Source organism: Marinobacter sp. DUT-1 (genome assembly GCF_050379415.1).
In the GTDB taxonomy this organism is placed as follows: domain Bacteria; phylum Pseudomonadota; class Gammaproteobacteria; order Pseudomonadales; family Oleiphilaceae; genus Marinobacter.
In genome coordinates this window covers 179,607-193,671 of sequence record NZ_JBNRLS010000004.1, presented here as the reverse complement: position 1 = coordinate 193,671, position 14,065 = coordinate 179,607, and the positions used below count along the sequence as shown (strand labels likewise).

Here is a 14,065-nt window from a genome sequence, read left to right as displayed (position 1 = left end):
TAAATCGGATGCAACCGTTAATTGCCGGTTTTTTCTCCAGGCCGGCGTACGGTTTCTCTTTCCGCATCCTTATTCACCGTCTTCAGGCACAGCGAGCATTCAATGACGAAAGCAAGATGGGGATCCCTCGGGTTATCCCTGCTGGTGGTGGTTCTCCTGGTAATCTGGATGATGACCGGCGAGGTCAAGGTTTCATCGGATCAGGCGCCCGAGCAGCAGCAGGACCCTGAGGCGGGACTGACCAGCGTGGAGGTGGAAACGCTGCAGGCGCGCCTGCACGAGCCGGGAATCCAGCTTCAGGGCCAGCTTGAGCCCTGGTTTTCCGTCAGTCTGGGTGCCCGGGTGCCGGGAACGGTTGAAGAAGTTGCCGCCGATCTCGGGGAAAGTGTGACGAAAGGGCAGGTGCTGGCTCGACTTTCCGACGACGGCCGCACGGCCCTGGTGGATCGCTGGAACGCCCGGGTGAAACAGCTGGAGGCCGACCTTGCGGCGGCGCGTCGGCTGCGTTCGGACAACTTTACCTCGCAGTCGCAGCTGCTGGACCTGGAGAGCGAGCTTGCCGCGGCCCGTGCCGAACTGACGTCAGCCCGCCTGGCGGTGCAGCATCTGACGCCGAATGCACCATTCAACGGCATCATAAACGCCCGACATGTGGATCCGGGAACCCTGGTACAGGTTGGCTCGCCGCTTTTCGAGCTGGTGCGTATCGACCGTCTGAAGGCCACCGGCCAGGTTCCGCAGCAGTCGGTCAGCCAGGTCGCCGTGGGGCAGCCGGTCCGGATTGATCTGCTGGACGGCGGCCGGCTACAGGGTTTGGTGACCTTCGTGGCCAGTGCGGCCAACCCCGAGACCCGGAGTTTCGCAGTAGAGATTGCCGTGGAGAACCCGGAGCTGAAACGGGTTGCCGGAGGCAGCGCCAGCCTCCGGATCGCGCTACCGGAAGTCAAAGCCATGTTCATTTCTCCCGCCTATCTCAGCCTGGGTGATGACGGCCGTCCGGGCATCAAGTACGTGGATGTGAATAACAGGGTGGTCTTTGCTGCGGTCCGGCTGCTCAGTGTCTCTACCGAGGGTGCCTGGGTAACCGGTTTGCCTGATGAGATCCGTCTGATCACCCGTGGTGGTGGTTTTGTCAGCGAGGGTGAGGAAGTCATCCCGGTCGATCGTTCGGACAATAGAGGCTGATCGGTATGCGGGCTCTGATCTTTGCCGCCATGGACCGGAGCAGGACCACCCTGCTGACCTTGTTGTTCCTCATTCTTGGGGGTATCACGGCGTTCAATACCATCCCCAAGGAAGCTAATCCGGATGTCACCATCCCGATCATTTACGTCTCCATGACGCTGGACGGCATCAGCCCGGAAGACGCGGAGCGTTTGCTCGTGCGACCGATGGAACAGGAGCTGCGCTCCCTGGAAGGCATCAAGGAGATGCGCAGCACCGCCTCCGAGGGCCATGCGTCGGTGATGCTGGAGTTCGATGCCGGCTTCGATCCGGACATGGCGCTGCAGGATGTCCGGGAGAAAGTGGATACTGCGCGGACCAAATTGCCCCAGGAAGCGGACGAACCGCGCGTGAACGAGATCAATGTGTCCCTGTTCCCGGTACTGTCGGTGGGCCTCTCCGGGCCGCTGTCCGAGCGGGAGCTGATCACCATCGCCCGGCGACTGCAGGATGCCATCGAGGCCATTCCCGAGGTGCTGGAAGTGGAGATCGGCGGTGACCGGGAGGATCAGCTGGAAGTCGTGGTGGACCCACAGGTACTGGAGAGCTACGGCATCGATTTCGACCGGCTGGCGTCCCTGGTGACTCGCAATAACCAGCTGGTGGCAGCGGGTTCCCTCGATACAGGTAACGGCCGTATGGCGCTGAAAGTGCCCGGTGTGATCGAGAACATCGAGGATGTTATGTCCATGCCGGTGAAAGTGGATGGTGACACCGTGGTGACCTTCGGGGATGTCGCCATGCTCCAGCGTACCTTCAAGGACCCCACCGGATTTGCCCGCATCAACGGTGAGCCTGCGCTGGTGCTGGAAGTGTCCAAGCGATCCGGCGCCAACATTATCGAAACCGTGGACCAGGTGCGGGAACTGATCGGGCAGGCCCGCCCTCGGCTGCCGGAAAGCCTCGATATCCGTTACATAATGGATCAGTCGGACGAGGTGCAGGACATCCTCTCGGATCTGCTCAATAACGTGCTGACCGCCATTGTGCTGGTGATCATTGTGGTGATCGCGGCCATGGGCCCGCGCTCGGCGCTGCTGGTCGGACTCACCATTCCCGGCGCCTTCCTGACCGGCATCCTGGTGATCTGGGGTATGGGCCTGACGCTCAATATCGTGGTTCTGTTCAGCCTGATTCTGGTTGCCGGCATGCTGGTGGACGGCGCTATTGTGGTGTCCGAGCTGGCGGACCGGAACCTGTCTGAAGGCGGCACTGTCGGCTCCGCCTGGGCCGAAGCGGCGAGTCGGATGGCCTGGCCGATCATTGCCTCCACCGCGACCACCCTGGCGGTATTCGTACCGCTGTTGTTCTGGCCCGGCGTGGTGGGCGAGTTCATGAAATTCCTGCCGATCACTGTGATCATCTGCCTGAGCGCGTCCCTCGCCATGGCCCTGGTATTCCTGCCGGTGCTCGGCGGTGTCAGTGGCGGGCGCCGGGCCCGGGCGTCCCATACCGATGGTCGTATGATGGCCTGGTACCGGCTGGTGCTGTCCCGGCTGCTGCAGTTCCCGGGGGTCACCCTGGTGGGCGTGCTGGTGGTCATTCTGGTGATCTACGCCGCCTACGCCCGCTTCAACCACGGCGTGGAATTCTTCCCCAGCGTGGAGCCGGATTCGGCCCAGGTGCAGGTTCGGGCCCGGGGCGATCTGTCTGTCTGGGAGCGCGATGCCATTGTCCGGGAGGTCGAACGGCGTCTGCAGGGGATGCCAGAGGTAAAGGCCCTCTACGCCCGCTCCATGCTCAGTAACAACACCCGGATGGCGCCGGATGTCATCGGGGTGTTGCAGTTCCAGTTCACCGACTGGTTCACCCGCCGGCCTGCCAGCGCGATTCTGGAGGATTTCCGGGAACGAACGGCCGATATCCCTGGCATCGAGCTTGAGTTCCGCAAGCAGGAGGGTGGGCCGGCCGAGGGCAAGCCGATCGAGATCCAGCTAAGCAGTCGCGATAACGGTCAGCTAAACGGTTTTGTGGATGCCGTCGAGGAGCGCATGCGCACCCTGGACGGGTTCGTGGAAATCGAGGACGACCGCAGCCTGCCGGGTATTGAATGGCAACTGCAGGTGGACCGGGAAGCGGCAGCACGCTTCGGCACCGACGTGCTCAGTATCGGCAGTGCGGTACGTCTGGTCACCAACGGCCTGGTACTGGCGACCTATCGGCCCGAGGATGTCCGGGACGAGGTGGACATTGCGGTGCGTGTTCCCAACAACTGGCGGGAACTGGATCAGTTGCAGCGCCAGACCATCAATACCTCCAGGGGTCAGGTGCCGCTCTCCGAATTCGTCAATCTCGAGCCCGGAGACAAGACCGGCAGCATCGTGCGGGTTGACGGTCAGCGCACGGTAACCATCAAATCGGATCTGGCGCCGGGCCGGCAGGTGGATGAAATGCTGCGGGTGCTGCAGGAGAAGATGCCGGAACCGCCGGAGAGTGTCACTGTTGCGTTCGCGGGCGAGAGCGAGGACCAGCAGCAGGCTGCATCGTTCCTGACCACCGCATTTCTGGTTGCTATTGGCCTGATGCTCCTGATTCTGGTGACCCAGTTCAACTCGCTTTACCAGACCTTCCTGATCCTCTCGGCCATCGTGCTGTCCACTGCCGGCGTCCTGATCGGCCTGCTGCTCAATGGCCAGCCCTTCGGCATCGTGATGGTCGGGATGGGGATCATTGCGCTGGCGGGCATCGTGGTGAACAACAACATCATTCTGATCGATACCTACAATCAGATGCGCCGGGACGGGCTGTCGCCCTACGAATCGGCACTGGAAACCGGGTGCCTGCGTTTACGACCGGTCCTGCTGACTGCGATCACGACGGTCCTGGGTCTCATGCCCATGGTGCTGGGCATCAACGTCGATCTGCTTAGTCCGTCTCTGGGCCTCGGTGCGCCGTCCACCCAGTGGTGGACCCAGCTCTCCAGTGCCATTGCCGGTGGTCTGGGTTTTGCGACCATCCTGACATTGCTGCTGACCCCGTCCCTGCTGGTGCTCGGTGAGAAAGCCGGGCGCAAAGTACGGCAGCTCACCGGCCGGTTGCAGCCGGAGGCGGGGTAGGGCCATGACGGGAGCCAATCCGCTCCAGGAACTCTACCGCGACGACCAGCTGTTGGTTGTGCATAAACCGGCCGGCCTGCTGGTTCACCGCAGCCCGATCGACAAACATGAAACCGAGTTTGCCCTGCAGTATGCCCGCTCGCTGAACGGGGGCGAGCATGTCTACCCGGTGCACCGTCTGGACCGGCCCACCTCGGGGGTTCTGGTCTTCGCCCGGGACCCCGAAACCGCCCGCCGCCTCGGACTGGCCATGATGGCAGGGAAAGTGAGCAAGACGTATCTGGCCATGGTGCGAGGCTGGCCGCCCGGCGAGGGAACAATTGACCACCCGCTGCGGGAGGAGCCGGAAGACCGGCGGCTGAAAGGGCAAGAGCGGCCGGTTCGGGACGCCAGGACCCGGTACCGCACCCTGGCCACCACCGAGATACCGGTTGCCGTCGAGAAATATCCGACCAGCCGCTACGCCATGGTCGAGCTGTATCCGGAAACCGGCCGCAAGCACCAGCTGCGCCGTCACATGAAGCACATCAGTCACCCCATTATTGGCGATGCCAATCACGGGCGCGGGCGTCATAACCGTTACTTTGCCGAGCGTTTCGGTGAGGGGCGGCTGATGCTGGCCGCCACCCGGATGGCCTTCTCCCACCCGGTGAGTGGCGAGCGCGTGATCTTTGATGCTCCTCTGGAGCAGAGTTTTCTGCAGGTGATGTCGATATTCCCGGGCTTCCGTTACCCGCCTGCCGAAGCGGTTTTTTCGGCCTGAACCTGCCGTACTTGCTGCCACAGTCCGGGCCAGGGCTGCTCTGCCTCGAGGGCAAAGGCGAGGTCCAGCAGGGTGGCTTCCCCGCCGTGCCTGCCCATCAACTGGACCGAAACCGGAAGGTTATCCTCCGTCAGCCCCGCCGGCAGTGAAATGGCGGGTGCACCGGTGGCATTCGCCAGAGGGGTAAAGTTGACGTATCGGGTGAGTCGCTCGAACAGGATTTCGAAGGGCACATCGGGGCCCAGATGGCCCAGGGGCGGTGTGGTGTGGCCAAGCACCGGGGTCAGCACGGCATCATAGCCGTCCATGGCCCGGGCATAATCCCGCATGGAACGCCTGAGGCGCCACAAGGCACCGGGTAAGCGCCAGAAGTTGCGCTTGAACATCGTCGCCAGGCCATTGGTGAGACCGTCCACCTTGCGCTTGTCGAAAGCGGGATTGAGCAGCTTGTGGCCGTTGGCCTTCACGCCAAAGGCGAGCAGGGCCCAGTACAGGGCAAAGTCGTCCGGAAAGCTCTCCGGCACGGGGACTGCGACAGGCACGATCTGATGGCCCAGCCGTTCCAGCAGTCGGGCGGTATCTTCAACGGTTTTCCGGGTTACATTGTCGGTCCGGTGGCCATTGATCGAATCCAGCACCAGCCCGATGCGAAGCTTTTTGTCCGAAGCTCCCTCGATCCGTCCGACGGGAGGCAGTTTCGGGTTCTGAAACCAGTCTTCCGCCTCGGACAGGAAATTTGCCGTGTCCCGCACCGACCGACTGACAATGCCATCGCTGATGATGTTGATGGGCAGGGAATGAACTGCATCGTTGGCCACCAGGCGGCCCCGGGTGGGTTTGAGCCCCACCAGGCCACAGCAGGCGGCGGGGATGCGGATCGAGCCACCACCGTCATTGGCGTGGGCGACCGGCACCACGCCGGCGGCCACCAGCGCGGCTGATCCGCCCGAGGACGCGCCTGTGGAGTAGGCCAGATTCCAGGGGTTGCGGGTCGGTTCGGCGTGAGCGGGTTCTGTGGTGGCGTTGAAGCCGAACTCGGGCATCGAGCTCTTGCCCAGGCATACGTACCCCTGCACCAGCATCTGTTGGGTAAAAGGGCTGGTGTCCGGTGCGGTGTTGTCCGGGATGGCCGCCGAGCCGTGCCGGGTGGGTAACCCGGCCACATTGAGGTTGTCCTTGATGAAGGTAGGCACGCCCCGGAAGAAACCGGGGTTGCCGCCCGGCCGCTCATTGTCCAGACGCCTGGCCGCTTCCAGAGCCTGATCATAGTTGTCCGCCACCACGCCATGCAGCAGGGGTTCGACCATCCGTGCCCGCCGGATCGCCGCTTCCGCTACATCGGCATTGGAGACTTCCCGGCGGCGCAGTCGTTGTGCAAGACCGGTGGCGTCGTCTTGCCCCAAGGCGTCATCGGAAAAGGCGTGAACGGTCTCTGGCAGGTCTGGATTGGACATCGGATGAGCTCCTTGAGAATTCTCCTGCAACTCTATCCCATTCCATAACGTGACGATATGTCATTTCAGGAAGTAAGATGACGCTTTTCATGAGTGGTTTCAGGTAATAAGCTTGCAGGACAATTACTGCAGTAAGCGCACCTGATGGACCTTATCGAACCGCTGGTCAGGCATTTCCTGGGCATTTTTTTTCTGATGATCGGCCTGCAATTTGCCGGCCGGACACTCGGGCTCTATGACCGGCTCAAATATTCTCACATCAATTACGGTAAGCGCGGCTCCGCGCCCTGGTGGCACCGCCATACCTTCAACCTGTTCCGTGCGGCCATTCTCGGCGTTTGCGTGGTGCGGGTGTTTGCGGACATCGACCCTTGGCTCGGGGTATTTGGCCCGCTGTACCATTGGCCGGTGTTGCTGGTGGGCATGCTCTTGCTGCTGACATCCTTTTCTGGCGTGAACTACCTGCAAGCCTACATGCACGAGGACTGGCGCTCCGGCATTGAGGCCGGGAATGGGCGCCAGAAGCTCATTACGGAAGGCCCGTTCGCCCGCAGCCGCAATCCCCTGTTCATCGCCGTTATTACCGGTCAGATCGGCTTCTTTCTGGCGCTGCCCAGTGTGTTTTCGCTGGTTTGCCTGATAACCGGGGCCACCGTGATCGTGAGGCAGGCGCACGAGGAGGAAAAGGCGCTGGCACGGCAGTTCGGTGATGCCTACGAGCAATACCGGAAGCGGGTGCCGCGCTGGTTCTGAGGTTTAACCGGCTTTTTTGCGGGCGTCCTTGATCACGTCGTAGGCGTGGCTGATCTCGCGGGTCCGTTCCTCGGCCATTTCCCGCATGCTCTCGGGCAACCCCTTGCCGGCGAGCTTGTCTGGATGGTTCTCACTCATCAGTTTGCGGTAGGCCTTCTTGATTTCCTCGTCACTGGCAGAGGGTGATACGCCCAGTGCCTTGTAGGCATCGTCAAGTTGGTCGCTGGTGGAACGCTGCCCTGCACCTGCCTGGCCGGCATGAGCGCCGCGCAGCATGGCTTCCAGCTGGTCGACCTGGCTTTCCGGCAGTCCCAGCCGGCGGGCTATGCGCACCAGCATCTGGTGCTCTTCCGGATGGACCACGCCGTCGGCGGCGACCGCGGACACCTGTACCTGGAGAAACATCTGTAGCAGGGCCGGCTGGCGGGCGCTCAGGCGCATGAACCGGTCCAGCTCGGCATCCAGGTCAAAATCTGCGGCTTTGCCCCGGTTGAAGGCCTGTTTGGCAGCCTCCCGCTGCTTATGATTGAGCCGGAAACGCGCAAACATGGATTCCGCCATCTGGATTTCATCCCGGGTGACCACGCCGTCAGCCTTGCAAAGCGCTCCCATCACCGCGAACACCGATTCCAGGAATCCGCTCTGGATATTCTGGAGTTTGCCGATCAGGCGGGCTTTGGCGCGGTTGAACAGAAATGCGCCGATGGCGGCACCGATGAGAAATCCGGTGAATTTTCCGAATGCATAGCCAATCAGGCCGCCAATAATGATTGCAAACAGCATCAGGTTGTCCTTGGTCCAGCGAAAATACGACTTGAGAATATACGTGTTTTTCAGTTCCGATTCATGAACAGGCTTTCATCCACCTGATCGATCTGTTCCGGCCGAAGGTGTTGTTCTGCATAGCGCAGGTAGGTACCGGAGCGCACAAACAGCTCAAAGGTCTCACGATCGATGTGGCCGTTATCGACCATGCCGGACATGATCGTCAGTGCCTGGGTCAGCGTCTTGCCTTCCTTGTATGGCCGGTCGACAGCGGTCAGTGCCTCGAAGACATCGGCTACAGCCATGATCCGCTCGGGGATGCCCATCTGCTCGGCGGTCAGTCCGCATGGATAGCCCTTGCCATCCATGCGTTCATGGTGAGTGCCGGCAAGTTGCGGCACGTTGGCCAGGCGATCGGGCAGGGGCAGGGCATCGAGCATGCAGATGGTCTGGACAATGTGCTCGTTGATCTTGAACCGCTCCTCATCCGTGAGCGTGCCTTTTGCCACCGTAAGGTTGTGAATTTCGCCCCGGTTGTAGGCATGTTCCGGCAGCTTCATATCGAAGCCCCAGACATTCCGGGGGTCGTCCTTCTCAACCGGCGGGCGGTGATCGGCCCACGGTTGGAGGTGCTCGGGCTTGTCGGCCAGTAGACGTTCCGTGGCTGGCAGGCCAGTTTCCGGGACATCGGCCAGTCTTTGCCGTTCATCCGAGGACAGGCCCAGGCGGTCGCTGAAATGCCTCTGCCAGGTTTGCTGGCCGATGGTCCGGATGCGCTCGATATCCTGTTCACTCATGGATTCGCCACCCTTGTTGGCCCGGGCCAGGAAGGCAAATTCTTCCTGTAGTCGGGTATGGGTATGGTCGCGCCTATCGCGGGCAACCGTTTCCTCCTCGCCATCGAGGAGCGCCTGAAGATAGTCGACGTCCGCATCCCGGTACAGAACCTCAAAGCGGGTGCGAACCTCGTGGATGCGGTTGTGCAGTGTCTCCAGCTTCACCGCCTTGTCCACCACGTATTCCGGGCTGGTGATCTTGCCACAGTCGTGGAGCCAGGCTGCCAGCTCGAACTCATGGCGCTCGTCGTCGTTCATCGAGAAGTTGGTAAACCGGCCCTCGTTGCTGGCCTCGGCTTCCGCCAGAATCATCTGCGCCAGTTTCGGAACCCGTTCGCAGTGCCCGCCGGTGTATGGGGATTTGGCGTCGATGGCATTGGCCACCAGCCGGATAATGCCTTCCAGCAGGGCCTGCTGGCTCTCCAGCAATTCCCGTGTCTCGATGGCAACGGCGGCGGAGCCGGCAATTTCATCGACAAAGACAATAAGGTCATCGCTCAGGTGGGTGTGTTTTCCGTGTTCCATTTCAATCACCAGCACACCCACCAGTTTTTTCCTGCGGTTGCGCAGGATCGCAAACACCGGGTGGCCGCCGATGTGCTGGCGTAGTTCGCGAATGAGGTCGCTGTCGTCGATGCCGGTGTTGATGCCTTCGATGCGTTCGGGGAGTTCGGCGTGCTGGTCCACCGCCAGGCGCAACTCCTGCTCCTGCCTACTGAACAGGTAGATGCCACCGCGCTCCTGGCCGACGATGTGGACAATCTGTTCGAGGACATCCCGTAGTAACTGGTTCAGGTCCTGGCCCCGGTTCAGGACCGACGCGATGTTCTGGAAGCTGCGGATGGTGCTCGACATTTCGTCGAGGGCAACGCCCAGTTGGTGGGCTTCCCGGATGTGGGAGTCCGAGCGGACCGGGGTATCGAACCTGAAGCGGGACAGCCTGCCAACCTCGTCGGTCAGCTTCTCCAGGGGCCGGCCCACGCGACGGCCCAGGAACCAGGCGACAACAAGCAGGGCCAGACCGATGCCCCCGGCGATCAGGGTTTGCCGGGTCAGTGCGGCCCAGACATCGGCCAGCAGCTCGTCTGATGGAATGGCCACAGCCACCTGAAGATGTTCGTCCGCCAGCGCGTTCAGAGGTTCCCGGATGCCGTACCAGTCCCGGTCCTGTGCGTTGAACAGAGAAACCGGGGCATCGGTGGCACGTTGGCCGCTCTGGTTCAGGACCGTGGTAATGACTTCACCGGCTTCGGTTCGGCCCGACGAGTCCGCGAGCATCTGGCCTTGTTGGTTGACGATGGCAATCCGGGTTCCCGGTGTCTGGCGCAGCTCGTTCAGATGGGCACCCAGATCGGTGACGGTGACGTCGATACCGAAGACGGCCGACCCGGCCCCGGAATCGAAGCCGGTGCTGCGGCGAGAGAGCGTAAGGCCGGTTTCGTGTGTGGTGAAAAACACATAGGGGGCCGACAGTTCTGTTTTCGGGGAGTCCACTGCCGCCTCGAACCAGGGGCGGGTTCTCGGGTCAAAGGTATAGTCGGGCACCAGTCTTCGATTGATCAGTTGCATCCCACCATCGTAAAAGTACCATTCGCCGGTAACAGTGCCGGCCTCCCGTGTAACGGTCTGAAGCAAATATTCAGTCCCCCCTGGCGCGTCGGGAAACTGCAGGGTGCCGGAGCTGCGGACCTTGCGCAGCAGGAAGAAGTCGCCATCGATCCAGCCGGCATATACGGCACTGACAATGTCGCTGCTCGCCAGTATGTCGGCGAGAACGCTGAGGCGTTCAATCCGCTGGTCGTTGGTCTGGCTTGTGGCCAGAGGGTCATGGCTGAGAACCGCGAGGGCCGTTGAGGGTGGGGCGGTGATGGCATTGATGCGGTCATCGACGCTGACCGCCAGTTGCCTTGCCGTCGCGCTGGCTGCCGAGACTTTGGCGCTCTCCATGCCATGGAAGCTCTGTCCGAGCAGAACCAGTGCCAGCACCAGCATGCCGGAGGTAATGGCCGAGGCAATCAGTAAAGCCAGGGAAATCTGGGCCGACTGGCTCTTGAGGTTCATCGTTCATCCTTACTTGAAAACCCGGTTAAAAGGGTAGACTGTTTAGGCAGAACTTTCCGGTTTTTCCATACAAAGTCGTAAGTTATGACCTTTGAACTGTTTGATGGCGAGGGTGTTGAACCCCGCCGGGAAATCATTGCCGAAGGCGCCTTGGTGCTCAGGGGATTCGCAAGTGGGACGGGGCCGGCGTTATTGGCCGCCATTGATCTGGTCGCCTCACAGTCGCCGTTCCGCTTCATGGAAACGCCGGGTGGGCATACCATGTCGGCGGCGATGACCTGTTGCGGTGAGCTTGGTTGGGTTACCGATCGGCGCGGTTATCGCTATGAAGCGATGGATCCGGTCACCGGGCAGGCCTGGCCCCGGATGCCAGAGGTGTTTCTGAAGCTGGCAGCAGAGGCCGCTTCGGAAGCAGGCTTCGATGATTTCGTCCCGGATGCCTGCCTGATCAACCGATACCAGCCAGGGGCAAAGATGGGTTTGCATCAGGATCGGGATGAGAGGGATTTTAGTCAGCCCATCGTGTCGGTGTCGTTGGGGCTGCCCATTGTCTTCCAGTTCGGCGGGCCACGCCGCAATGATCCGCCGGTGAGAGTGACCCTCGGGCATGGCGATGTAGTGGTCTGGGGTGGCCCGGTCCGGCGCAATTACCATGGGGTACTGACTTTAAAGGCGGGTGATCATCCTCTGACTGGTGGTTACCGGTACAACCTTACGTTCCGGAAGGCCAGTTAGCCCCTGCAAGGTTATTGAAACCACGCAACCGCGAGACCCGCCACCAGAGAAATCGCCATAGGACCAGCAACAAGCAGTCCCAGCCGTCGGTTTCCGATGCCCCAGGCCATGCCCGATTTGACCAGGTTGTTGACCGCAGCGGCGAGGACGATACCGACAACCGCAGTGCCCATCGCCAGGGAGTCGTTGGACATACGGGTGAGCGAGAGGGTAATGGCATCGACATCGGCGACACCGGAGCTGGCCGCCAGCAGATAAATACCGGCATCGCCCAGCCAGTTCTTCAGGAATTCACCGAGCAGGAGAATGGCGGTCAGCAGCAGCCCGAACACCAGGGCCGAGGTCAGGTCCAGCGGGTTCTGGTTCAGGGTCGGTTGGGAGACTTCCAGTTTTCCCGAATTGCGGCGCCAGATGAGCAGGGCCGGACCATAGAGCAGTGCTGTCATGATCAAAACCGGCCAGATCAGCAGCGGAAGCAGGTCGCGGTTGATGACAAAGCAGTACACCAGGATGCGGGGAAACATGGTGCCGCAGGCAATCAGGATGCCGGTGGCGAACTGCGGACTCAGTTCCGGATTGCGGGCTGACTGCCGGGCGAAATGCAGGGTAAGCGCGGTGGAAGAACTGAGCCCGGCAAACAGGCTGGTAAAGAGAATGCCCCGGCTGGTGCCTGCCACCCTGATTGCGAAATAGCCGACAAAGGAGATGGAGGCAATCATTACCACCATCCACCAGATTTCACGGGGATTAAGCACCCCTCCGGGCCCCATGGCTTCGTTCGGAAGCAGAGGCAGCATCACGACGGAGATCAGCAACAGTTTCAGGGCTGCATCCAGTTCGTGGGCCTTGAGTTTGTTGACCCAGCCGTGAATCTCTTCCTTGTTGTCCAGAATGATGGCGGTCACCACGGCCGCTGCCGTCGCCATGACCGGATCCACGACCACCGCGATGGTGCCAAAACAGAATGTCAGCATCATGCCGACCATGCCGGTGATACTGAAGTTGCGGATATGCGCCAGACGCTCGCTGTAGGCAACGATGCCCATGGCAACGACACACACCAGCAGGACCGGGAAGGCCCATTCGGTGATCTCCCGGGCCAGTACACCGGAGATGCCGCCAAGCAAGCCGATGAGCGCGAAGGTCCGGATTCCGGCAATGCGTTCGCCGGCCTTCTGTTCCCGGGCATCCCAGCCCCGTTCCAGGCCAATAATGGCACCGAGGAGCAGGGCCACCGCAAGGTTGATGATGGTTTGATTGGACGTGATGAACTGGCTTGCTACATCATCCATGTGTCAAAGAGAGCTCCAGACTTTGCATTCGATCGGCACTTTGATCCAATGTGTTCCGACAGGTGGATTTTACGAGTTTTACTTTAATGGCAGGCGTTTGCAAACCTTGAGTGCGCTTATGTTGATCGCTTGCCCTACATTAATAATGAACATGATCATTTGGAAGGCGAGGTAAAGATGTTGAACGTTGTTGCCTGTATTGATGGTTCCCGCGCGGCTCCGGCTGTCTGCGATTACGCGGCCTGGGCGGGTCGGCACATGGAAGCGCCCCTGCTGCTGCTGCACGTGCTGGATCAGGAACGTTATCCGGCTGAGCCGGACCTTGCCGGCAGCATCGGTCTCGGTAGCCGGGAGCACCTGCTGGACGAGCTGGCAGAACTGGATCGCAAACGGGCAAAGCTTGCTCTGGAACACGGTCATCACCTTCTGGATGAGGCGGAGCAGCGAGTCAAACAGGCCGGTATTACTGACGTGACCAAGCGCCAGCGCCATGACGAGCTGACCGAATCCCTGCTGGCACTGGAGAGCCAGACCCGCTTACTGGTCATGGGCCTGCATGGTGAGAGTAGTTCGGACCGGGACATTCATATCGGCAGCCAGCTGGAGACTGTGATCCGCAGTGTTCATCGGCCCATTCTGCTGGTACCGGACGAATACGCCGAGCCGAAGAGTGCGATGCTGGCCTTCGATGGCAGTGCGACTGCCTTCAAGGGTGTCGAACTTCTGGCAGGCAGCCCGGTATTGAAGGGCATGCCCCTGCACCTGGTGATGGTCGGCCCCGATACCGGCGACCGTTGGGAGCAGCTGAAAAAAGCGGAAAGCATGCTTGCCGGGCTGGAGAGTGAGATAACCCTTGCGATCCGTGCTGGCGATGTTGAACCGGCCCTGCATCACTACCAGGAGGAACACGATATCGATATCCTGGTGATGGGGGCTTACGGTCACTCCCGCATTCGCCAGTTCCTGGTGGGCAGTACCACCACAACCATGCTCAAGACGGCAAAGAAGCCTCTGGTTATCCTGCGCTGATCTCATGCTTTGATCTCTCTCTGCCGGGGCAGGGTAGCCCCGGCTATTGTTCTTATTAAGAAATTCAAACCCCGCCCTCGCGTTTTTTGACTAAGGT

The 14,065-nt window shown here is 60.9% G+C and carries 10 protein-coding genes; 6 read left to right on the top strand and 4 right to left on the bottom strand.

Annotated features, from left to right (window positions below; all coding sequences use genetic code 11):
- Positions 1-102: 102 nt before the first annotated feature.
- From ACQUTG_RS14055 to ACQUTG_RS14045, 3 genes are read left to right on the top strand one after another with little or no spacing between them, the layout of a single operon-like run.
- A complete protein-coding gene (locus ACQUTG_RS14055) occupies positions 103-1,185 on the top strand; it encodes an efflux RND transporter periplasmic adaptor subunit (RefSeq protein WP_428920004.1) in 1,083 nt (360 codons plus the stop codon).
- A 5-nt stretch (positions 1,186-1,190) separates the two neighbouring features.
- Positions 1,191-4,280, top strand: a complete 3,090-nt coding sequence (locus tag ACQUTG_RS14050; protein WP_428920003.1) for an efflux RND transporter permease subunit — start codon at positions 1,191-1,193, stop codon at positions 4,278-4,280.
- A 4-nt stretch (positions 4,281-4,284) separates the two neighbouring features.
- Entirely contained in the window at positions 4,285-5,043 is a 759-nt protein-coding gene (locus ACQUTG_RS14045) for a pseudouridine synthase (protein WP_428920002.1), read from the top strand.
- Here the strand turns inward: ACQUTG_RS14045 and ACQUTG_RS14040 are convergent.
- Positions 5,010-6,497 carry an amidase gene (locus ACQUTG_RS14040; RefSeq protein WP_428920001.1) on the bottom strand — a complete coding sequence of 496 codons (1,488 nt, stop codon included), beginning with the start codon at positions 6,495-6,497 and terminating at the stop codon, positions 5,010-5,012. The two genes, ACQUTG_RS14045 and ACQUTG_RS14040, sit on opposite strands and share 34 nt — an antisense overlap.
- Before the next feature lie 144 nt (positions 6,498-6,641).
- Here ACQUTG_RS14040 and ACQUTG_RS14035 point away from each other — a divergent pair, with 144 nt between their 5' ends.
- A complete protein-coding gene (locus ACQUTG_RS14035) occupies positions 6,642-7,250 on the top strand; it encodes a methyltransferase family protein (RefSeq protein WP_428920000.1) in 609 nt (202 codons plus the stop codon).
- 3 nt (positions 7,251-7,253) lie between these two features.
- Here the strand turns inward: ACQUTG_RS14035 and djlA are convergent, their stop codons facing one another.
- Positions 7,254-8,033 carry a co-chaperone DjlA gene (gene djlA, locus ACQUTG_RS14030; protein WP_428919999.1) on the bottom strand — a complete coding sequence of 260 codons (780 nt, stop codon included), beginning with the start codon at positions 8,031-8,033 and terminating at the stop codon, positions 7,254-7,256.
- Between the two features lie 50 nt (positions 8,034-8,083).
- Positions 8,084-10,912: an HD domain-containing phosphohydrolase gene (locus ACQUTG_RS14025; RefSeq protein WP_428919998.1), complete on the bottom strand. Its 2,829-nt coding sequence runs from the start codon at positions 10,910-10,912 to the stop codon at positions 8,084-8,086.
- Between the two features lie 84 nt (positions 10,913-10,996).
- Between ACQUTG_RS14025 and alkB the strand changes: the two genes are divergently transcribed.
- Positions 10,997-11,647, top strand: a complete 651-nt coding sequence (gene alkB, locus ACQUTG_RS14020) for a DNA oxidative demethylase AlkB (protein ID WP_428919997.1) — start codon at positions 10,997-10,999, stop codon at positions 11,645-11,647.
- Between the two features lie 11 nt (positions 11,648-11,658).
- Here alkB and ACQUTG_RS14015 read toward each other — a convergent pair whose 3' ends face one another.
- Positions 11,659-12,939: an MgtC/SapB family protein gene (locus ACQUTG_RS14015; RefSeq protein ID WP_428919996.1), complete on the bottom strand. Its 1,281-nt coding sequence runs from the start codon at positions 12,937-12,939 to the stop codon at positions 11,659-11,661.
- A 177-nt stretch (positions 12,940-13,116) separates the two neighbouring features.
- On the opposite strand from ACQUTG_RS14015, the gene ACQUTG_RS14010 reads away from it, so the two are divergent.
- Complete coding sequence (locus ACQUTG_RS14010) at positions 13,117-13,968, top strand: universal stress protein (protein ID WP_428919995.1); 852 nt, start codon at positions 13,117-13,119, stop codon at positions 13,966-13,968.
- The last annotated feature ends 97 nt before the right edge of the window (positions 13,969-14,065 follow it).